The 19,175-nt window shown below is 65.1% G+C and carries 20 protein-coding genes; 11 read left to right on the top strand and 9 right to left on the bottom strand.

Annotated features, from left to right (window positions below; genetic code table 11):
- Positions 1-59: 59 nt before the first annotated feature.
- Both hisS and OUZ49_RS09440 read left to right on the top strand, forming a co-directional pair.
- Positions 60-1,442, top strand: coding sequence for a histidine--tRNA ligase (gene hisS, locus OUZ49_RS09445; protein ID WP_266150125.1), 1,383 nt, complete (start codon positions 60-62; stop codon positions 1,440-1,442).
- An 81-nt stretch (positions 1,443-1,523) separates the two neighbouring features.
- Entirely contained in the window at positions 1,524-3,419 is a 1,896-nt protein-coding gene (locus OUZ49_RS09440) for an HAL/PAL/TAL family ammonia-lyase (protein WP_266150123.1), read from the top strand.
- A 9-nt stretch (positions 3,420-3,428) separates the two neighbouring features.
- On the opposite strand, the gene OUZ49_RS09435 is transcribed toward OUZ49_RS09440, so the two are convergent.
- The 8 genes from OUZ49_RS09435 to OUZ49_RS09400 all read right to left on the bottom strand — a co-directional run bounded on the left by OUZ49_RS09435 (position 3,429) and on the right by OUZ49_RS09400 (position 9,928).
- On the bottom strand, positions 3,429-4,046 hold the full coding sequence (locus OUZ49_RS09435; RefSeq protein WP_266150121.1) for a DUF998 domain-containing protein: 618 nt from the start codon (positions 4,044-4,046) through the stop codon (positions 3,429-3,431).
- Between the two features lie 102 nt (positions 4,047-4,148).
- Positions 4,149-4,430, bottom strand: a complete 282-nt coding sequence (locus OUZ49_RS09430) for a 2-hydroxyacyl-CoA dehydratase (protein ID WP_266150120.1) — start codon at positions 4,428-4,430, stop codon at positions 4,149-4,151.
- 89 nt (positions 4,431-4,519) lie between these two features.
- Positions 4,520-5,908: a sensor histidine kinase gene (locus OUZ49_RS09425; protein ID WP_266150119.1), complete on the bottom strand. Its 1,389-nt coding sequence runs from the start codon at positions 5,906-5,908 to the stop codon at positions 4,520-4,522.
- On the bottom strand, positions 5,905-6,570 hold the full coding sequence (locus OUZ49_RS09420) for a response regulator (RefSeq protein ID WP_266150118.1): 666 nt from the start codon (positions 6,568-6,570) through the stop codon (positions 5,905-5,907). The genes OUZ49_RS09425 and OUZ49_RS09420 overlap by 4 nt, the downstream gene beginning before the upstream one ends.
- A 235-nt stretch (positions 6,571-6,805) precedes the next feature.
- Positions 6,806-7,348 (bottom strand): peroxiredoxin family protein, encoded by a 543-nt coding sequence (locus tag OUZ49_RS09415; protein WP_266150116.1) that lies wholly within the window; start codon positions 7,346-7,348, stop codon positions 6,806-6,808.
- A 94-nt stretch (positions 7,349-7,442) separates the two neighbouring features.
- Entirely contained in the window at positions 7,443-8,456 is a 1,014-nt protein-coding gene (locus OUZ49_RS09410) for a transporter (protein WP_266150115.1), read from the bottom strand.
- A gap of 315 nt (positions 8,457-8,771) precedes the next feature.
- The gene (locus OUZ49_RS09405; protein ID WP_266150424.1) at positions 8,772-9,098 is read right to left on the bottom strand and encodes a DUF2946 domain-containing protein; all 327 of its coding nucleotides are present in this window, start codon (positions 9,096-9,098) and stop codon (positions 8,772-8,774) included.
- 161 nt (positions 9,099-9,259) lie between these two features.
- Complete coding sequence (locus OUZ49_RS09400; RefSeq protein ID WP_266150114.1) at positions 9,260-9,928, bottom strand: MarC family protein; 669 nt, start codon at positions 9,926-9,928, stop codon at positions 9,260-9,262.
- Between the two features lie 248 nt (positions 9,929-10,176).
- Between OUZ49_RS09400 and OUZ49_RS09395 the strand changes: the two genes are divergently transcribed.
- Positions 10,177-10,461 carry a hypothetical protein gene (locus tag OUZ49_RS09395; protein WP_266150113.1) on the top strand — a complete coding sequence of 95 codons (285 nt, stop codon included), beginning with the start codon at positions 10,177-10,179 and terminating at the stop codon, positions 10,459-10,461.
- A gap of 51 nt (positions 10,462-10,512) precedes the next feature.
- Here the strand turns inward: OUZ49_RS09395 and OUZ49_RS09390 are convergent, their stop codons facing one another.
- A complete protein-coding gene (locus tag OUZ49_RS09390) occupies positions 10,513-11,916 on the bottom strand; it encodes a sensor domain-containing protein (RefSeq protein WP_266150112.1) in 1,404 nt (467 codons plus the stop codon).
- A 389-nt stretch (positions 11,917-12,305) separates the two neighbouring features.
- On the opposite strand from OUZ49_RS09390, the gene OUZ49_RS09385 reads away from it, so the two are divergent.
- The 8 genes from OUZ49_RS09385 to hisF are packed head-to-tail and all read left to right on the top strand — an operon-like array spanning position 12,306 to position 19,149.
- Entirely contained in the window at positions 12,306-12,641 is a 336-nt protein-coding gene (locus OUZ49_RS09385; protein ID WP_266150111.1) for a YerC/YecD family TrpR-related protein, read from the top strand.
- A complete protein-coding gene (gene hisG / locus OUZ49_RS09380; RefSeq protein ID WP_266150108.1) occupies positions 12,638-13,531 on the top strand; it encodes an ATP phosphoribosyltransferase in 894 nt (297 codons plus the stop codon). The genes OUZ49_RS09385 and hisG overlap by 4 nt, the downstream gene beginning before the upstream one ends.
- 28 nt (positions 13,532-13,559) lie before the next feature.
- The gene (gene hisD / locus OUZ49_RS09375) at positions 13,560-14,867 is read left to right on the top strand and encodes a histidinol dehydrogenase (protein ID WP_266150107.1); all 1,308 of its coding nucleotides are present in this window, start codon (positions 13,560-13,562) and stop codon (positions 14,865-14,867) included.
- Positions 14,864-15,925 (top strand): histidinol-phosphate transaminase, encoded by a 1,062-nt coding sequence (gene hisC / locus OUZ49_RS09370; protein ID WP_266150106.1) that lies wholly within the window; start codon positions 14,864-14,866, stop codon positions 15,923-15,925. The genes hisD and hisC overlap by 4 nt, the downstream gene beginning before the upstream one ends.
- Positions 15,922-17,040, top strand: a complete 1,119-nt coding sequence (hisB, locus tag OUZ49_RS09365) for a bifunctional histidinol-phosphatase/imidazoleglycerol-phosphate dehydratase HisB (protein ID WP_266150104.1) — start codon at positions 15,922-15,924, stop codon at positions 17,038-17,040. Before hisC ends, hisB begins: the two co-directional genes overlap by 4 nt.
- Positions 17,040-17,630, top strand: coding sequence for an imidazole glycerol phosphate synthase subunit HisH (gene hisH, locus OUZ49_RS09360; RefSeq protein WP_266150103.1), 591 nt, complete (start codon positions 17,040-17,042; stop codon positions 17,628-17,630). Before hisB ends, hisH begins: the two co-directional genes overlap by 1 nt.
- On the top strand, positions 17,627-18,355 hold the full coding sequence (hisA, locus tag OUZ49_RS09355) for a 1-(5-phosphoribosyl)-5-[(5-phosphoribosylamino)methylideneamino]imidazole-4-carboxamide isomerase (protein ID WP_266150102.1): 729 nt from the start codon (positions 17,627-17,629) through the stop codon (positions 18,353-18,355). Before hisH ends, hisA begins: the two co-directional genes overlap by 4 nt.
- A complete protein-coding gene (gene hisF / locus OUZ49_RS09350; protein ID WP_266150101.1) occupies positions 18,349-19,149 on the top strand; it encodes an imidazole glycerol phosphate synthase subunit HisF in 801 nt (266 codons plus the stop codon). The genes hisA and hisF overlap by 7 nt, the downstream gene beginning before the upstream one ends.
- Positions 19,150-19,175: the final 26 nt, after the last annotated feature.

The raw sequence follows: 19,175 nt of genomic DNA, 5'->3' as shown, positions 1-19,175 counted from the left end.
TGACGGTGCGCCGCCGGGCGGTGATTTGACGTTTTTACCATCGCTAAGCAGAGGATTTCATGGCGCTTACCCCGGCCCGCACCATGCCCGGCGTACTCGAGCTGCTGCCGCTCGACCAGATCGCGTTCCAACGCATGCTCGACGTGATCCGCCGCAACTACGAGCGCTTTGGCTTCCTGCCGATCGAAACGCCGGTGATGGAATTTTCCGACGTCCTGCTTACCAAGACCGGCGGCGAAACCGAGCGCCAGGTCTATTTCGTGCAATCCACCGGCGCCTTGAACGCCGAGAAGGGCGATGGCGTGCCTGAGCTGGCCCTGCGCTTCGACCTTACCGTGCCGCTGGCGCGCTATGTCGCCGAGCACGAACACGACCTGTCGTTCCCGTTCCGTCGCTACCAGATGCAGCGCGTGTACCGCGGCGAGCGCGCCCAGCGCGGCCGTTTCCGCGAGTTCTACCAGTGCGACATCGACGTGATCGGCAAGGACAGCCTGTCGGTGCGTTATGACGCCGAAGTGCCGGCGGTGATCTATAGCGTGTTCCGCGAGCTGAACATCGGCGCCTTCACCATCCAGTTGAACAACCGCAAGCTGATGCGCGGCTTCTTCGAGAGCCTGGGCGTCACCGATGGCGAGCAGCAGACGCTGGTGCTGCGTGAGGTGGACAAGCTTGACAAGCGCGGCGCCGACTACGTGCGCGACACGCTCACTGGCGAAGCGTTCGCTCTCAGCACCGAGACGGCGGAAAAGATTCTCGCCTTCGTGCAGACGCGCTCCACCTCGTTGCAGGATGCCTTCGCCAAGCTCGACGCGCTGGGCCCCGGCCCGGAAGCGATGGAGCAGGGCCGCGCCGAGCTGAAGGAAGTGCTGGGCATGATCCGCGATTTCGGCGTGCCGGAGTCGCACTACCTGCTGAATCTCTCGATTGCGCGCGGTCTGGACTACTACACCGGCACGGTTTACGAGACCACGCTGAACGATCATCCGCAGATCGGCTCGATCTGCTCCGGTGGCCGCTACGAGAATCTGGCCGGGCAGTACACCAAGTCGCACTTGCCGGGCGTGGGCATTTCCATTGGTCTGACGCGGCTTTACTGGCAGCTGCGCGACGCCGGCCTGGTCGGCACCGCGCAGAGCACGGTCGACGTGCTGGTGACGCAGATGGATGCGGCACAGCTGCCGGCGTATCTCGCGCTGGCCAGTGAGTTGCGCGGCGCCGGCATCGCCACTGAAGTGGTGCTGGAAGGTGGCAAGCTCGGCAAGCAGTTCAAGTACGCCGATCGTGCGGGCATCCGCTTCGTGATCGTGCTGGGCGAGGATGAGCTGGCCAAGGGCGTGGTCACGGTGAAGGACTTGCGCCGCGAGGATCAGTTCGAAGTGCAGCGCTCGGAGCTGATCAAGACGCTACGCGTCGAGCTCGCTCAGGCCGAAGTCGGCGCCTGATGAATCGTCGCCACGCTTCCCCATGCGTGGCGATGAGGAAACTAAAACCCCATCGATGGCCCGTCCGGGCTCGGAGCAAGCATGACCGCAAACACGATACTCCTGGACGGCAATAGCCTGACACGCGAACAACTGGTCGCCGTGGCGCGCCAGGGCCTGCGTGTCGTGCTGGACGAAGCGCAGCTGGTGCGCGTGCAGCGCGCCGCCGATTTCCTCGCCGACAAGGTCAGCTGTGGCGAACCGACCTATGGCGTCACCACCGGCTTCGGCAGCAATGCCGACAAGCTGCTGGGCGCGCATCGTTTGCGCGATGAATTGCCTGGTGGTCGTCAGGACAAGCCCGAAGGCACCCTGCTCGAAGAGCTGCAGCACAACCTGATCACCACCCACGCGGTCTGCGTGGGCAAGCCATTCGCGGCGGATGTGGTGCGCGCGATGCTGGTCATCCGCATCAATACGCTGATGCGCGGCCATTCGGGTATTCGCGTGGAGACGCTGAAGGCGTTGACCGCGATGCTCAATGCCGACGTGGTGCCGGTGGTGCCGGAGAAGGGTTCCGTGGGCGCCAGTGGCGATCTCGCCCCGCTCTCGCACCTGGCCATCGTGCTGCTCGGTGGTGGCGAAGCGTTCTATCAGGGCGAGCGCATGACGGGTGCCGAAGCGCTGAAGCGCGCGGGCCTGTCGCCGATCCGCCTGTCCTTCAAGGAAGGCCTGGCCTTGAATAACGGCACGGCGCAGATGCTCGCCACAGCGACGCTGGCGCTGGACGAACTGGAACATCTGCTGGATCTCGCCGACCTCGCCGCCGCCATGACGCTGGACGCGTTCGCTGGCCGCAGCGGCGCCCTGCGTCCTGAGGTACACGCCCTTCGCCCGCATCCTGGCCAGGTCGAAACGGCCGCGCATGTGCGCGAACTGCTCGAAGGCAGCACCCTGGTCGACATTCCTTACCATCTGGTGCCGCGCTTCAAGCAGTGGGCCGCCGATGCCTGGGTCGATCCGGCTGATCAGGCGCTTACGTTCGACATCGGTTGGGACTGGGTGCCGGCCAACCAGCGCCATGGCCGCGAGGCGTTCTACGCGCGCTTCCTGCCATTCAAGGGTGGCAAGAAGCATCAGCCGCAGGACGCTTACTGCCTGCGCTGCATGCCGCAGGTGCACGGCGCCGTGCGAGATGCCTGGGCCCAGGCCTGCCGCGTGATCGACATCGAGCTGAACTCGGTGACCGACAACCCGCTGATCTTCCCGGACGCCGAAGACGCCCAGTTCATCGAAGAGCAGGTGATCTCCGCCGGTCATTTCCACGGCATGCCGCTGGCCTTGGCCATGAGCTACGTGAAGGCGGCGATTCCGGTGCTGGCATCGATTGCCGAGCGCCGTCTGAACAAGCTCGTCGATCCGGCCACCAACGATGGCCTGCCGGCGTTTCTTACCGGCAACGAAGACGGCACCGATTCCGGCTTCATGATCGTGCAGTACACCGCCGCTGCGCTGGTGAACGATTTGGCCACGCGCGCGCATCCGGCGAGTGTGTATTCCGTGCCGACCAGTGCGAATGCGGAAGACCATGTGTCGATGGGTGCGAACGAAGCGCGCCACGTGCTGGAGATGATGGAAGATCTCGGCTATGTGATTGCGTTGGAGTTGTATACCGCGGCACAGGCTTTGGATTTCCGCCAGGCCATGCTCAATGCGGCGCGCAGGCTTGCGGCCCGCGGCGACTGGCAGGCGCTGGCCGGCAAGGTGGCCAATGCACCACGCGAGGGCCATCCGCATTACGCGCAGTTTGTCGCCGAAGTGCAGGAGCTGACCCGTGCCTTGGCCAACGTGGGCGACTTCCACGCCGGTTCGGCAGTGCGCGAGGCGCACGATGCACTGCGTCGCCACATCGGCTTCATGGCGCGCGATCGCGCCATGGACGGCGACGTGCGCAGCGTGTGCGAGCTGGTGCGCGATCGCGTCTTCGCGCGGCGCTGAGTCGCGGGCCTAGCGGGTAACGCGCTGCAACTGGTGCGTTGCCCAGCCCAGCCATAGCAGGATCAGGGCGATCAGCACCTTCTGCGTCAGGCCGGGTGGCGCGCCTGGCCAAAGAGCCAGCAACCACATCTGCACGAAGGCCAGCCAGGCCAGCACGATGCCCACCGGGTTGCCACGCCCCAGGCGCGGATCGCGTCGCCAGCGCGACGACAACAGCAGCATGCCCATCACCAGGCACAGGAAGGTGGTTTGCGCCGCCATGCTGTGGATCAGCCGCGCCAGGTTCTCGTGTGCGCTGTATGCGTAGGTGGCTGTGATGGCCACGGGCGGTAGCGTCAGTGCGGCTGCGACAAACAGTGCGCTTGCCAGGCGGCTGCGCTCTCGCACGTCGGTCACCCGATAGCTGGCCCATGCCACGGCCGCCAGCGCGGCGGCCATCAGGTAATACGCACCGCGCAGCCACGCGCCACCAGCGCCGATCAGATAGGCGCTCAGCGGCATGGCGATGGGATCGAGGTCCGAGCGCATCCATTGCAGCACGCACGCCGTGACCAGGAAGTTGGCGATGGCGACGACCAGCAGGCCGATCGACAGCGACAGCATGGGGCTGCGTTGGGCTTGGGGCACAGCGTTTCCCGTAGGTGTCGAGTGACGTTTAGATCTTCGAACACACTTCAATATGTGCTTGTAACTATTTGTTTTAATTATTATGTAGTGCAGAAGTGGACGCTAAGTCGTCCCGCTGGGCTTCTTGCTGCGCTTCCTTGGCTTGGTGCCCGTCTCGCTCGCTGCGATGAGCTGCTGGAGGTACTGGATACCTTCCTCTTCAGGGAAGAAGGCCACCACATCGGCGACGGACAAGCCGTAGCGCTTCTGCATCGCCAGGAATTCGCTCTTGGCGAGGGCCAGGCGTGCGTCGTCCGTGAGCTCTTTCTGGGCCGCCTGCTGCTTGCGGTCCAGTTCGGCGAGTTCCTCCTGGAAGCGCCGAAAAGCGTCTTTGGGGACGGTCATGAGAAGTCTTGGTCCTGACAGGAAGGCGTATTGTCTCACGACGCCGCGGCTCGACAGTTTGCTTTGCGCTGAATCGCTGCTCCGAATCGTCAGGCGCCCAGGGGAATGGCGACTCTGACGCGCAGGCCCTTGCCAAACGGCGAGTCGAGCAGTTCGATGGACGCGTTGTGCATGCCGGCGGCCCGCTGCACGATCGAAAGACCCAGGCCGTAACCCTCGCCGCGGCTCGATGCTTCGCGATGAAAGCGCCGGAACACGGCATCCCGGCGTTCCGGCGGAATGCCCGGGCCATCGTCAATCACTTCCAGGGTCGTTTCGTGCTGGTGCTGCTCGATGGCCAGCTGGACCTGGCCGCCGGCCGGCACATGGCGCAGGGCATTCTCCAGCAGGTTGCGCAGCATGGCGGCGAGCGCCGCATCGTAGCCTTGCACCAGCACCGGCTTATTCGACGGCGGGAAGCCAAGCTCCACGCCGCTGCCGGCGATCACCGGCGTCAATTCCTCGATCACCTCGCCGGCCACTTCCATCAGGTCGACGGTGGCGAGTTGGCTGGAGGCGGCACCTGCTTCGAGTTTGGCTAGCGCAAGCAGCTGCTCGATGCGGCGCGCCAGCGTGCCCACGCTGTGGTGTGCGCCGGCGAGGCTGTCATGCACTTCGGACACATCGTCCGTCGCCAAGGCGCTCTCCAGGTTGAGCATGATCGAGGCCAGTGGCGTGCGTAGCTCGTGCGCCACGTCGGCACTGAAGCGTCGCTCGCGTTCCAGCGCATCCTCTTGCCGTGCCAGCTGCGCATTGAGGGCGGTGAGTACGGGTTGCAGCTCCTGCGGAGCCTTCTCCAGCGTGATCGGCTCACGGCTGCCGGGTTCGCGTGACGACAGCGCCGAGGCGAGCGCCACCAGGGGTCGCAAGCCCCGCGCGACGGACCATCCAATCAGCAGCGCCAGCACCGGCAGGCCGAGCAGGAAGGGCAGGCCGTGTTCGAGCCACAGCGTGTTGATGATCTCGAGGCGGGTGTCATAGCGCTCGGCCACGCGGATCACCAGGTCGTTGGAGGTGTCCACGTAGGTGTAGACGCGCCAGATGTGGTGCGCCTTGCGCAGGTCCTGGTAAGACGAACGGTCCATCGGCGAGGGCGGCAGCGCCAGCAGGTTGGCCGAGCCAAGAACCAGCTTTCCGTGCGGGTCAAAGACCTGGAATCCGACCTCGGACTCCCAGGTGGGAACATCCCCGGCCGCCTGGATCACTTTTTTCTTCTGCACGCTCGCCAGCAGCCGCTCGTTGCCGATCAGCCCCTGGATGCCCACGCGCTGGACCAGCGCGCTGATCGTATGGGCGGCCTGGGCAAGCCGCCCGTCGGACATTTCCTCCAGTTCCGCGCTGGTGTGCGAGAAGCTGTAGACGGCCAACGGAACCCACACGATCAGCAGCATCGCGACGATCATCCAGCGCAGTCGGCCACGCAGGCTGTTCAAAGTCATTGCGGGTCCCGCGGGATCATGTAGCCGAACCCGCGCACGTTCTGGATCGTCTCGAAGCTCAGCTTGCGCCGCAGCGAGTGCACCAGCACGTCCAGCGCGCCATCGCTCACTACCTTGTCGTTGCCGTAGAGCGAGTTATCCAGGGCGTCCCGGCGGACGAGGCGGCCGGCGCGTTCCATCAAGGCCTGCAGCAAGGAAAATTCGCGGCGGGTGAGTTCCACCCGCTTGCCGCGGAACATCACTTCCGACGTTCCCACATCCAGGCAGAGTGCGCCCACTTCGATCCGGTTCACCGCCAGACCCTGCATGCGACGCGTCAGCGAACGGATGCGCGCGCCCAGCTCATCCAGGTGGAACGGTTTGGTGAGGTAGTCGTCCGCGCCGGCGTCCAGGCCTTGCACGCGAGCCTGCACGCCATCACGCGCGGTCAGGATCAGCACCGGCGTCGTGATCCTGTTGCGGCGCGTTTCGAGCAGGACATCGAGGCCATCCTTGCCGGGGAGTCCAAGATCCAGCAGCACCAGGTCGGCCGATTCATCACGCAGGGCGGCAGCGGCCTGACTGCCATCGAGCAGCCAGGTCACCGTATACGAAAGACGTTCGAGCGCGCGCCGAATGGCAGCGCCCAAGGACTGATCGTCCTCAACCAGAATGATGTGCACAGGTCCCCCGTCAATGATGCGATCGCGAAGCCTGCCGAACGCATGGAGCTCCACCTGTGCTGATTGTCTTGCAGGTTTGTGACAGCTCCGGGAAAAAACGCGAGTTAGCCAGCGAATGCAAGAGCTTGCGAGCAGATGGATCCGTTCGCGGAGTCCGCCACGCCAGTAAGGGCCTGGGTCCGTGTGGGCGAGATCAGGGAGACGTGCGGCGGCTCACTGCCGGCTTCCAGCCCAGCTATGGTCGACGACTCGCGACCTCGTCCTGGTGCGCGGCGCTCAACAAGGGCGTCACGATCTTGTCGAGCCGGTCCTGCGTCCATGCGGGCTGTTGGTCCTTCCAGCCGTTATCGACGAGTTGTCCGTTGCGATCGATGGTGAAGCTCACCGGCAGGTGCCAGATACGGCCGTAGCCGGGTACGTGGGGATCACCCAGCAGCCCGACCGGAAAACTCAGCGTGCTGGCCACGGCTTTTACCTGGTCGAGCTGATCGGGCGAATCGAGACTGAAGCCGAGCACGATCAGGCCCTGGTCGGCGTGCTCCTGCACGTAGCGGGAAAGCAGGGGCAGCTCCTCGCGGCAGGGGTCGCACCAGGTGGCCCAGAACGTCACGATCACCACCTTGCCCCGCAGATCGCGCAAGTCGATCTGTTGCCCGTCCAGGGTCTTCAGGGCGATCGGCGGGGCGGTCTTTCCTACCACCAGATCGTTGGCGAGCAGGGGTTGCGCGAGCAGGGCCAGCAACAGCGCGGCGAACAGGTGACGTAAATGGTTGAGCATGGCGTGGAATCTAGAAGGAGGGATGGAAGCGTCTCGTGAAGCGTCGCGGCCAAAAGCGCGGCGACGCCAGCGAAGGCTTGCTGATGATTCAGGCTCAGAGTTTCATGCTGATGCCCACCGTGCCGGTCCAGCGCGGGAACAGCTGGTAGCCCTGCAAATGGCTATAGACCGGCACCTGCACGAAGGCATAAACCTGCAGCTTCTCGCTCAGGCTGCCGCTGATGCCCGGGCTAAGGTAAGCCACCGTTCCCTCGGTGTCGGGCCGGTCGGCCAGGGCGCCCTGGTCCGCGCTCTTGTGGAACCAGTTGATCTGCACCTGCGGTACCCAGTTGGCATGGGCTTCGTAGCGCAGCCCAAGGCTGATGGAAGCAAGATTGCCGGGGCGGAAATCGGCACCCGGCGTATCCAGGTTCTGTTTGATTGCCGCCTGGAATTGTCCGTTGACGAAGGCGTCGAAGTTCTGGCTCACCGGCTGGAAGTAGTACGCGCCGGCAATCAGGTCGGTGCTGCCGGTGCCGGCCTGCAGGCTGGTATCCAGCGACTGCCCGAGATTCGGGCCCGAATTGAACGTGGTGGGGCGACCCACGAAATTGCCGTCATCGGTCTGGCCACCGTAATGGCCGGTCGGCAGCTTGATGCCGAATTGCACGCCGAAATTGTGCGTAGGGAGGAAGCCCTGATAGCTGGCAAGCACCTTGGCGTCGCCGATGCCCGCTACGTGCGAGTTGCTGATCTGATCGGGCGCGATTGCGGCCGGCGTATACGGCTGCAGCTGGGTGCCGTAGGTGGAGTGATCGCGGATGACGTACGGCAGCACGAACGTCACGCCCCAATCCCCGTCGAAGCGATAAGTGGCAGCCACGTTGTAGTAGCGATTGATGGTGCGCTTTTCGATTTCCCCGCCGCCCAGCGAGGGATCGGAGGGTTGGTTCACCACCTGTTCCGGGCTTGCCTTGCTGCCGCCACTGCGCAGCTGGTCCTGGTCGATATAGGTGTAATCGACGTTGATGCGCCAACCGGACTCGGTGGAGTACCCCGTGGCTGCATCCGTGCTGAGCGTGCAGCCGCAGGTGGCGCAGGCATGGGCGGCCTGGGGAAGCATGCCCATGAAGAGAAAACCGGCCATCGCAGCCAGCGGCCGGGTCGTGAGGCGCAGCGCGTGCGCTTGCGTGCAAGATGCGCGGGATAGTGATCCAGCAGCTTGCTGGGGAGACGTGCTTGTCGAATTCATGGCGCGCATGAACGGGAATTCCATGGATAGCTGGCGACCAGCGTGGTCGCGCGTAGGTGGTCTCGGCTGCGCCCGGGCAGGGCGTGCCGCATGCGGCGCTCGGCAGCGCGGCACGGCACCCGCAGGCGGGTACTCGCTCGAATGATGTATGGACGCAGGCGGCAAGCATGCCGCCTTGAGGCCTGCAGGCCGTTAGCCGATCAGCGGCGGTCCGCGGGGATGGGCGCTGAGAATCGGTGAGGCGTAGGCGTCATCCGCCTTGGCCAGCACGTGAACGGCCATGCTGGGAGCCGCCGGCAGCAGGTGCAGCACCTTGCCCGAGGCAAGCAGCGAGTTGTGGTTAAGCAGGACGCAGTAGCCGCAGCGTTCGGTGGAGTCAGCGGGACCATCGGGCGATGCCGGGTGCCCGGTTTCCGCCAGATGGTGGGGGCAGCCGTCGTCCAGGCCGTGCATGGATCCCGGCATCGGCAGGCTGCGCGAAATGGCCGGCATCACCACAATAAGCAGCATGGCCAGCATCGCCAGCCAGGCTACGAATTGACGAGGGGCCCTTCGTTGAAGCACCAGAATTCCCAAGGCGCGAGTGCGTATTCAGCGCCACAATCTAACACGAGTCGGACGGGCACGCCCCCGGTGAGACACGGTGTCGCACGCGTCGCGTGCACACACGGACGCAGCACTCACTTCAACGGGACGGAGGCGAGCAACTCCGCCAGGCCAAGCCAGAACAGCTGCACGCCGATGCAGAAGATCACAAAGGCAAACAGCCGCATGGCGACCTGGGTGCCAACCGTGCCAAGCAGTCGTTCCAGATCCCCGGCGAAGCGCACGCAGACATAGATGCTCGCGCAAAGAATGATGAGCGCCGCGCCCACCCCCAGGAAGTGTCCCGCGGAAGGACCTTCCCTGGGCGTGCCCGTGCCTAGCGCAATCGCCACGGCGATCGAGCCGGGGCCCACGGTGAGCGGAAGCGTCAACGGGTAGAACGCCCTGGAGGCCAGCGAGCTGTCGCTCTTGCGCGCGTTCAGTGCCTGGGTTTCGTCGTCGCTCTCCTCTTCATCCGGCTTTTGCAGCAGGTTCCAGCCGGCGATGCCGATCACCAGGCCTCCCGCCACCCGCAGCACCGGAATGGAAATGCCGAAAAAGGACAGCACGTAGGCGCCAATCACCAGCGAGCCCAGCAGGATGGCGAAGCTGTTGGTGGTGATGCGCCAGGCGAGTTCGGCGCGTTCGGCTGGCGTGGCGTGCGGCATCAGGCTCAATACGATGAGTGCCGATGCAGGCGGGTTGATGATCGGGAATAGACCCGTGACGAGCAGCAGGACGGTCTGGCTGAATTCTTTCAGCATGGCGCATGGCCCTCGGCAAAGACGCACGAACGCAGCTCTGAACACCGACAAAGATATCGCGTAGCCTTAAACCGGCGCCACTGCCGGCACGCCGAGTCCTGCAGCCGACACGTTCTGATGGGTCCTTCCAGGCACCCCGATCGTGCAGGGTGGGCTCATGCTGGCCATGCCTCCAGGCCCGCCGTGCCGGCACGGCTTTGGCTTTCGGTGATACGCTGCTTTTTACTCTGTTGAGCGAGCTAAGCCGTATGGGTCAGTTTTCGCAAATCAACGCCGTGATCGAGGCCTATACCGATTGGGCCCGGCCATGGATGTTCTATGACAGCGTGGTCTCGATCGAGCGGCTTGCGGACGACGAGCGTTCCCTGATTACTGCGATCTGGTCGGAAGGTTGCAACGAGCGCCACTGGTCGGATGGATCCGTACCGGAAGGATCTGCTGCCGCAGAACTTGCCCTGGAGCAGTCATTTCCGGCGCTCTCGGCCAAGGCGCGCAGTCGCGTCGTGCGCGCCGCGGCCTATCAGTGGAAGTGACCTGAGTCAGGTCTTGCGTCGGCCGGGACTTCAGTGCCTGGCGCGCCGCGGTTACGGGGCTTGCTCAAAGTCGGCCTGCGGGCCTTGCGCGGAATCGGGGAGTGTCGCGATCAAGGCTCGATTGCCGCCCTCTTTCTTGGCGTGATACATCGCATGGTCGGCGGCTTTCGTAAGCAGGTCGGCATCCTCGCTATGCGCGGGGTAGTTGGCCACGCCAATGCTGGTTGATATGCGAATGCACTGGTTCGCGAGCTGGAAGGGCGCGCCCAGCGCCTCGCGGATTCTTTCGGCGACGTCCAGGCCCTGGCTGGGCGACTGGATCGCGCTGAGCAGGACCACAAACTCGTCGCCGCCAACGCGCCCGACGACATCGCATTCGCGCAGGCAGCGACGGATGCGGACCGCAACCTCGCAAAGCAGCAGATCGCCAATGTGGTGTCCGAAGTTGTCGTTGACCTGCTTGAATCGGTCCAGGTCGATGTATAGCAGGGCTATGTGGCTTTGGTGGCGTCTGGCGTTGTCCAGCGCGGTGTCGAACTGGCGATAGAAGAGTTCGCGATTCGGCAGATCGGTCAACGAGTCGTGCTGCGCCAGGTGATGAAGTCGTGCCTCCGTCAGCTTGCGCGCAATGGCTGCGGCGATCTGGGTGGAAACGAACTGCAGCAGCTCCTGGTCCGCTTCGCTATAGCGTGTAGTGTCCGAATAACTCTTCACGGCCAGCGCGCCGATCGTGCCGTCCTTGGCGTTCAAGGGGACGCCCAGCCAATGCGTCGCTTTGTCGTCGGCGCTGGGGCTGCCATCCGGCAGCAGGGCGGGATGCGCGGAAGCGTCCTGGAGCGCCGTCTGGCCGGTGCGGATGACCTGGGCAATCAGGGTGTCGGCATCCAGGGGCTGCGGGTCGAGCTCGTCCACCCGTTCGTCGACGACATACGGAAAGCTGATCTCGCCGCGCTTGCGGTCGAGCAGGGCGACCAGAAAATTGCCGGCCGGCAGCAGCTCGCCGATGATTCGGTGCACCTGCTCGAACAAGGCGTGCAGGCTGTCTGCCGCATGAGCGGCCTCGGAAATCGCGTGCAGTGCCGAGCGCATCGATTCACCGCGCCTGAGCTCGGTAATGTCGCGAGCGACGGCGATTCTCACCTGATCGGCTTCCGACCAGCGCGCCGACCACATGATGTGGACGATTTCGCCATTCTTGCGAATGTAGCGGTTATGGAAGTGCGACTGGTGATGCCCGGCCATGATCTGCGCAGCCGTCCGCAAAGTGATCTCGCGATCCTCGGGATGTACCAGCTCGATCATGCGTCTGCCGATGACCTCGTCGGCCGTGTAGCCAAAGATGCGCTCAAACGCCGCGCTCACGAAGACGTAGCGCCCCTCGACATCGACCACGCAGATGGCGTCCAGCAGCAGATCCAGAATCTTGTTCAGCGGAGTGAGTGCCTTTGTTTCCATTGAATTTCGACCAGTGGCAACGGCTGTGGGAATGCCCATCCAGATCAAAAGCAAGACTTGTGCCCTTCAAACAGGATACGCCAAGGCATTGAACAGCCTGGGCATTGGGCGCCCTATGTGACAGATGCCGGGCAGGGAGCGGTAGCGGGCGCGTCGATGGGAATGGCGCGCGGGTCAGAATCTGACCGAAGGCGGCCGCACAAATTCCAGTCTCAGCTGTGCAGAGATGGATCCGGTGTAGTCGTGACGCCCGTATCCGCCATGCCGGCGATCTCTGGATGCGGCGGTACGCCAGCCTGAGTCGCGCCGGGGAGGGCATTCGGCGCGTCTTGCTGCGGCGCGCCAACCTGCGTATGATGCGCTCCACTGTATTAACGCATTAGTACATTATGAAGCGTCGATCGATCGATCCCGAAACTCCGGCAGAGTCCGCCGAGCTCAGCTTGTGCGAGGCCTTGCTGTCGCTGAAGAATGCCGACGAAATGTCTGCGTTCCTGCATGACCTGTGCACGCCGGCCGAGCTCGAGGTGATGATCGACCGCTGGCGCGTGGTGCCGTACCTCCTCGACGGTGTGTCCTATCGCGAGATTCACGAGCGCACGGCCGTAAGCATCACCACCATCGGCCGCGTCGCGCGGTACATCAATCAGGGCAGTGGCGGCTATCTCGCCGCAGGAGCCCGTGCCGCCCGTCGTCGCGCGGCCAGCAAGAAGGCAAAAGCATGAAACCGCGGGACAGATTGCGTATCGCGATGCAGAAATCCGGCCGGCTCACCGAGCCCGCGCTGGAACTGCTCAGTCGCTGTGGCCTGACGTTTCGTCAGAGCCGGGACAAGTTGTTCTGCTTCGGCGAAGGCGAACCGGTCGACCTGCTGCTGGTACGCGACGACGATATCCCGGGGTTGATCGCGCAGGGCGTATGCGATCTGGGCATCGTGGGGCGCAACGTGCTCGGCGAATACCAGCTCACCGCCGGTCGCGAAGGTGCTGCCTTGTCCGAATGGCGCCCGCTGGGCTTCGGGCGTTGCCGCTTGTCGATTGCGGTGCCGCAGGAGCTCGACTATCACGATGCGGTCCAATTGAATGGCCAGCGCATTGCTACTTCCTATCCCGGCCTGCTGGGCGAGTGGCTGCGCACGCGCGGCGTGCAGGCCGGTGTGGTCACCCTGGCCGGCTCGGTGGAGATCGCGCCACGCCTGGGCACGGCCGATGCCATCTGCGACCTGGTGCAAAGCGGCGGCACCCTGGTGGCGAATCAATTGCGCGAGACAGAAGTGCTGCTGGAAAGCGAAGCCGTGCTGGCGGGCCCGCAAACGCTGCCGGCCGATGAGCGCGGCGACCTGATCGAGTTGCTGCTCAAGCGCCTGGATGGCGTGATCCAGGTGCGCGAGTCGCGCCTGCTCCTGCTGCAGACCTCACGCGGGGCGCTCGATGCCGTCATCCGCCTGTTGCCCGGTGGCCCGCAGCCAACCCTGTTGCCGGTGGCCGGCCAGCCCGACCAGCTGATGCTGCAGGCGCTGTGCGCAGGCGAGGTGAGCTGGCGGCAGTTGGAAGAAATCAAGAAGGCGGGCGCACGCGAAATGTTCGTGCTGCCGGTCGAGAAGATGCTTGCGTGATGCGGGCGGAAGCGAGAGGTACGAGAGCATGAACCGCCTGGACTGGAATTCCCTGGATGGCGCGGGCCAACGCGCGGCGCTGGCCCGACCAGCGCAATCGCGCGCGGACAGCCTGCGCAGCGGCGTCGAACAGATCATTGCGCGCGTGCGCGCGGATGGCGACGACGCGCTGCGCGAACTCAGCGCGCGCTTCGACCGCTGCACGCTCGAGGCCATCGAGGTCACGGAAGAGGAATTTCGCGCCGCCGAAGCAACGCTGGCGCCGGCACTGAAAGCGGCGATCGACGAGGCAGCGGCGCGCATCGAGGCGTTCCATCGCGCCGCCGCGCCCATGCCCGTCACGCTGGATACGGCGACCGGTGTGCGCGTGGAGCGCGTGCTGCGCCCGGTCGGCCGGGTCGGCCTGTATGTGCCGGCCGGTAGCGCGCCACTGCCTTCCACCGCACTGATGCTGGGTGTGCCGGCGCGCATCGCCGGCTGCCGCGAGGTCGTACTGTGTTCGCCGGCCCGGGCCGATGGTGGTTGCGACGAAGCCGTGCTTTATGCGGCGCGGAGCAACGGCGTGCACAAGGTGTTCAAGCTGGGTGGTGCACAAGCCATCGCAGCCATGGCGTATGGCACCGCATCGGTGCCCAAGTGCGACAAGCTGTTCGGTCCGGGCAATGCCTGGGTCACCGAAGCGAAGTTGCAGGTGTCCGCGGATCCGGACGGCGCCGCCATCGACATGCCGGCCGGCCCGTCGGAAGTGCTGGTGATTGCGGATGCCGCGGCCAATCCGGCCTTTGTGGCGGCCGACCTGCTGTCGCAGGCCGAACACGGGCCTGACTCCCAGGTGATCCTGTTGAGCCCGTCGGCGACGATGCTCGATGCGGTCGAGGCGGAGGTGCTGCGTCAATGTGCGGCGCTGCCGCGCGCGGAAATTGCCGAGCAGGCGCTTGCGCAGAGCCGGCTTATCGCCGTGGCTTCGCTGGCGCAGGCAGTAGAGGTGAGCAATCGTTATGCGCCCGAACACCTGATCCTGCAGGTGAACGAGGCGCGCGAACTGCTTGATGGCATCGAAAGCGCCGGTTCGGTTTTCCTGGGCGCGTGGACGCCCGAATCGGTGGGCGACTACTGCAGTGGCAGTAATCACGTTTTGCCGACCTATGGTTACGCACGCAGCTATAGCGGTGTGTCGGTGGCCAGTTACCAGAAACAGATCACCGTGCAGGAAGTTTCGCCGGACGGGCTGCGTGCCATCGGGCCGTGTACGGCTACGCTGGCCGCCGCCGAACAACTGGAGGCACACCGCCGGGCCGTGACCTTGCGCCTGGCTGCGCTGGAGGATGCGGCATGAGCGTGCTGGAGCTGGCGCGCGCGGAGATCCGCGCCATGCAACCGTACTCGTCTGCGCGCATGGAAGCCGGCGGCGGCAAGATCATGCTCAACGCGAACGAGTCGGCCTGGGCGCCACCGGGCGACCATGGCCTGGGCTGCAATCGCTATCCGGATCCGCAGCCGCAGGCCTTGCTAGAGGCCCTGGCCTCGCTCTATGGCGTGCGTTCGAGCCAAGTGCTGGTGGGACGTGGCAGTGATGAAGCCATCGATTTGCTGGTGCGCGCCTTCTGTCGCGCGGGTGAGGATGCCATCGCGATCCAGCCACCCACCTTCGGCATGTATGCGGTGTGCGCGCGCATCCAGAATGCCGCCGTGGTGGAAGTCCCCCTGAGCCCGTCATTCACGCTCGACGTGGATGCGCTGCTGGCTGCGTTGACGCCTGCGGTCAAGCTGGTGTTCGTCTGCACGCCCAACAATCCTACCGGACAGCTGGTGGCGCACGACGACGTAGTGCGCCTCGCGCAGGCGCTCGCCGGTCGGGCGCTGCTGGTGGTGGACGAGGCCTATAACGAGTTTTCCGACGCCATCAGCGTGGCCGGCCTGATCGATCGGCACGACAACCTCGCCGTCCTGCGCACGCTGTCCAAGGCCTGGGCGCTGGCCGGCGTGCGCATCGGCAGCCTGCTGGCGAACGAGGAAGTCATCGGCTTGCTACGCCGGATCATGCCGCCGTATCCATTGCCGCTTCCCTGTGTGGATCTCGCGCTACAAGCGCTTTCCGAACCCGGCCAGGCGAAGGCTCGCGAGCATATCCAGGTCGTGCGACAGCAGCGTCAGCGCATGGCGGCGGCGCTGGCCGCGCTCCCCGGTGTTCGCCAGGTATTGCCATCCCACGCCAATTTCCTGGCCGTGCGCTTCGATGATGCCGCTGCCGTGTACCAGCGCTTGCTGAGCGCCGGCATCGTGGTGCGCGACGTACGCCGCTATGCCCAGTTGGGCGATGCGCTGCGCATCACTATCGGTACGCCGGAGGAGAACGATGGTGTTCTTACCGCACTGCAGGACGTATTTGCATGAGCCGCAAGATTCTCTTTATCGATCGCGACGGCTGCCTGATCGAGGAGCCTGACGACTTCCAGATCGACAGCTACGAAAAATTTGCCTTGCTGCCCGGCGTCATTGCGGCCTTGCAGCGCTGCGTGGCGGCGGGCTACGAGCTGGTGATGGTGACCAATCAGGACGGCCTGGGCACGGACAGTTTTCCCGAGGCGCATTTCGTCGGGCCGCACGAGCTGCTCATGCGCATCCTCGAATCCCAGGGCATCCGCGTTCGCGAAGTGCTGATCGACCGCAGCTTCCTGCACGAGCGCAAGGACACCCGCAAGCCGGGCATCGGCATGCTGCGCCACTACCTGGCCGACGATGGCTGGAGTCGTGCCGCATCCGCCATGGTGGGCGATCGCGACACCGACCTGCAGTTCGCCGCGAACATGGGCGTGCGCGGCTTCAAGGTGGGAGCGCACGGCTCGAGCTGGAACGAAATCGTGCACCAGTTGCTCGATGCACCGCGCATGGCGACGGTGGAGCGCAACACGCGGGAAACGCGCATCACCGTGAGCGTGAACCTGGACAAGACTGCCGAGCCGCAGATCCATACCGGCCTCGGCTTCTTCGATCACATGCTGGAGCAGATCGGCAAGCACGGCGGTTTCGCGCTGGCGCTGCGCTGCGACGGCGACACCGAGATCGATGAGCACCACACCATCGAGGACTGTGGCCTGGCGCTGGGCCAGGCCTTGAAGCAGGCGCTGGGCGACAAGCGCGGCATCGGTCGCTACGGCTTCGAGCCGGGAGACCTGCCGCGGCAGGAAACCACGCTGCAGGGCCAGCATGACTTCACCTTGCCGATGGACGAGGCGCAGGCCAGCGCGGCGCTGGATCTTTCCGGGCGCCCGTACTTCGTGTTCGACGGTGCGTTTCCGCGTGAGCGCGTGGGTGACGTGCCGACCGAGCTGGTCCCGCACTTCTTCCGGTCGCTGAGCGAAACCCTGGGTGCCAACCTGCACCTGAAGGTACGCGGCGACAACGCCCACCATATGGTCGAGGCCTGCTTCAAGGTGGTGGCGCGCGCCTTGCGCCTGGCCATCCGGCGAGAGGGCAACGAGCTGCCGAGCACCAAGGGAGCGCTGTAATGAGCGTGGTCCTAGTGGATGCCGGCGGCACCAATATCGGCTCGGTGCGCTATGCGTTGCAGCGACTCGGTGTCGATGCCGCGCTGACCTCGGATGCCGCGGCGATTCGCGCCGCCGACAAGGTGATCCTGCCCGGCGTCGGCGCGGCTGCCCCTGGCATGGCCCGCTTGCGCGAGCTTGGCCTGGTCGACTTGATGCGCTCGCTGACCCAGCCGGTGTTGGGCGTATGCCTGGGCATGCAGCTGCTGTGCGAGCGCTCGGAGGAGGGCGATGTCGACTGCCTGGGCGTGGTGCCGGCTAGTGTCCGCCGCTTTGTCGAGCAGCCTGGATTGCGGGTGCCGCACATGGGCTGGAATCGCCTGCAACGGCAGCGAGAGCATGCCTTGCTGGCGGGTCTCGGTGAGCAGGACTGGGCCTATTTCGTCCACAGCTATGCCGTACCCCATGGCGACTATGCGCTCGCGACGACGAACTACGGCGGTGAATTCGCCGCGGTCATTGCGCGCAACAATTTCCACGGTATGCAGTTCCACCCGGAGCGTTCGGCCAAGGTCGGCGCACGCCTGCTGAAGAACTTTCTCGAACTATGACTTTTACCGTCATCCCGGCGATCGACCTGCGCAGCGGCCGCGTCGTGCGGCTGAAGCAGGGCGATTACGCCCAGCAAACCACCTACGACTTCGATCCGCGCGCATTGGCGCGCAGCTACGCCGAGGCCGGGGCGCACTGGCTGCATCTGGTGGACCTGGACGGTGCACGTGGCGGCAGCCTCGACAACCTCTCGGTGATCGAGGCCATTGCCGCTGACGGCATGCGCGTGCAGGCCGGCGGCGGCGTGCGCGCCGAAGCGGACGTCAGGCGTCTGTTCGATGCCGGCGTAGCGCGCGTGGTGCTGGGCAGTCTGGCCATACGCGAACCGGACCTGGTCGCTGCCTGGCTCGCGTCCTATGGCGTTGAGCGCTTCACGCTCGCGCTCGACACGCTGCCAAAGGATGGCGCATGGACGCTGCCCAGCGCGGGCTGGACCGAAGCGGAATCGCGCACGCTCGACGAGCTTGCACCCTGGTATGCCGCGCGTGGCGCGAAGCATCTGCTATGCACCGATATCCAGCGCGACGGCATGCTGGGCGGCTTCAATCTCGATCTTTATCGCTACCTTGCCGGCGCCGTGCCATCGCTCGCCGTGCAGGCATCGGGCGGCGTACGCTCGCTCGACGATATTCGCGCAGCGCGCGAAGCGGGTGCGCGCGGCGTGATCCTTGGTCGGGCCTTGTTGGAAGGCCGTTTCTCCGTTGCCGAGGCACTGGCATGCTGAGCCGTCGCATCATTCCCTGCCTGGACGTGCGCGACGGCCAGGTCGTGAAGGGCGTTCGCTTTCGCGATCACGTGGTGATGGGCGAGATTGTTGAGCTGGCCCTGCGATATCGCGATGAAGGCGCCGACGAGCTGGTGTTCTACGACATCACGGCCAGCCCCGAAGGGCGCAGCGTCGACCGGGCCTGGGTCGAGCGGGTAGCGCGGGAAATCGACATACCGTTCTGCGTGGCGGGTGGTATCCGCAGCACCGAGGATGCGCGTGCCGTGCTGCATGCGGGGGCCGACAAGATTTCGGTGAACTCGCCGGCGCTTGAGCGTCCGCAACTGATCGACGAGCTTGCGGCGGCGTTTGGCGTGCAATGCGTCGTCGTCGGCATCGATAGCTTGCGCGATGCGGATGGCGAATGGCGAGTGCGCCAGTACACCGGCGATCCGTCCAGGACCCAGGCGCTGGCCCGCCGCACCCTGGATTGGGTCAGCGAAGCGCAACAACGCGGTGCCGGCGAAATCGTCCTCAATTGCATGGGCAGCGACGGCGTTCGCCAGGGCTACGATCTGGAGCAGCTGGCGGCCGTACGCGCGATCTGCCAGGTGCCCTTGATCGCTTCCGGTGGCGCCGGTGCGCCCGAGCATTTTCGTGACGCCTTCGCGCAGGCCGATGTCGACGGCGCCCTGGCCGCCAGCGTCTTCCACTCAGGCGCCATCGCCATACCCACGCTCAAGCAGTGGCTGGCCGAGCAAGGTGCCGTCATCCGATGCCAGGAGCGGTCAGCGGCGCCGGGCGCACACTGAGTCGCAGCGTCAACGCGCCCGGTGTG

This window comes from Dyella halodurans, from assembly GCF_026283925.1.
GTDB classification, from domain to species: Bacteria; Pseudomonadota; Gammaproteobacteria; order Xanthomonadales; family Rhodanobacteraceae; genus Dyella; species Dyella halodurans.
This window is presented reverse-complemented; position numbering and strand designations above follow the sequence as displayed.

Bases quoted from the DNA above. Each gene is read 5' to 3' on its own strand.
- OUZ49_RS09395 (WP_266150113.1), top strand. From the start codon at position 10,177: ATGGGTCAGTTTTCGCAAATCAACGCCGTGATCGAGGCCTATACCGAT.
- hisC (WP_266150106.1), top strand. From the start codon at position 14,864: ATGAGCGTGCTGGAGCTGGCGCGCGCGGAGATCCGCGCCATGCAACCG.
- OUZ49_RS09425 (WP_266150119.1), bottom strand. From the start codon at position 5,908: ATGACTTTGAACAGCCTGCGTGGCCGACTGCGCTGGATGATCGTCGCG.
- hisG (WP_266150108.1), top strand. From the start codon at position 12,638: ATGAAACCGCGGGACAGATTGCGTATCGCGATGCAGAAATCCGGCCGG.
- hisB (WP_266150104.1), top strand. From the start codon at position 15,922: ATGAGCCGCAAGATTCTCTTTATCGATCGCGACGGCTGCCTGATCGAG.
- hisA (WP_266150102.1), top strand. From the start codon at position 17,627: ATGACTTTTACCGTCATCCCGGCGATCGACCTGCGCAGCGGCCGCGTC.
- hisD (WP_266150107.1), top strand. From the start codon at position 13,560: ATGAACCGCCTGGACTGGAATTCCCTGGATGGCGCGGGCCAACGCGCG.
- OUZ49_RS09440 (WP_266150123.1), top strand. From the start codon at position 1,524: ATGACCGCAAACACGATACTCCTGGACGGCAATAGCCTGACACGCGAA.
- hisF (WP_266150101.1), top strand. From the start codon at position 18,349: ATGCTGAGCCGTCGCATCATTCCCTGCCTGGACGTGCGCGACGGCCAG.
- hisS (WP_266150125.1), top strand. From the start codon at position 60: ATGGCGCTTACCCCGGCCCGCACCATGCCCGGCGTACTCGAGCTGCTG.
- OUZ49_RS09410 (WP_266150115.1), bottom strand. From the start codon at position 8,456: ATGGGCATGCTTCCCCAGGCCGCCCATGCCTGCGCCACCTGCGGCTGC.
- OUZ49_RS09385 (WP_266150111.1), top strand. From the start codon at position 12,306: ATGAAGCGTCGATCGATCGATCCCGAAACTCCGGCAGAGTCCGCCGAG.
- OUZ49_RS09430 (WP_266150120.1), bottom strand. From the start codon at position 4,430: ATGACCGTCCCCAAAGACGCTTTTCGGCGCTTCCAGGAGGAACTCGCC.
- OUZ49_RS09405 (WP_266150424.1), bottom strand. From the start codon at position 9,098: ATGCTGGCCATGCTGCTTATTGTGGTGATGCCGGCCATTTCGCGCAGC.
- OUZ49_RS09415 (WP_266150116.1), bottom strand. From the start codon at position 7,348: ATGCTCAACCATTTACGTCACCTGTTCGCCGCGCTGTTGCTGGCCCTG.
- hisH (WP_266150103.1), top strand. From the start codon at position 17,040: ATGAGCGTGGTCCTAGTGGATGCCGGCGGCACCAATATCGGCTCGGTG.
- OUZ49_RS09390 (WP_266150112.1), bottom strand. From the start codon at position 11,916: ATGGAAACAAAGGCACTCACTCCGCTGAACAAGATTCTGGATCTGCTG.
- OUZ49_RS09400 (WP_266150114.1), bottom strand. From the start codon at position 9,928: ATGCTGAAAGAATTCAGCCAGACCGTCCTGCTGCTCGTCACGGGTCTA.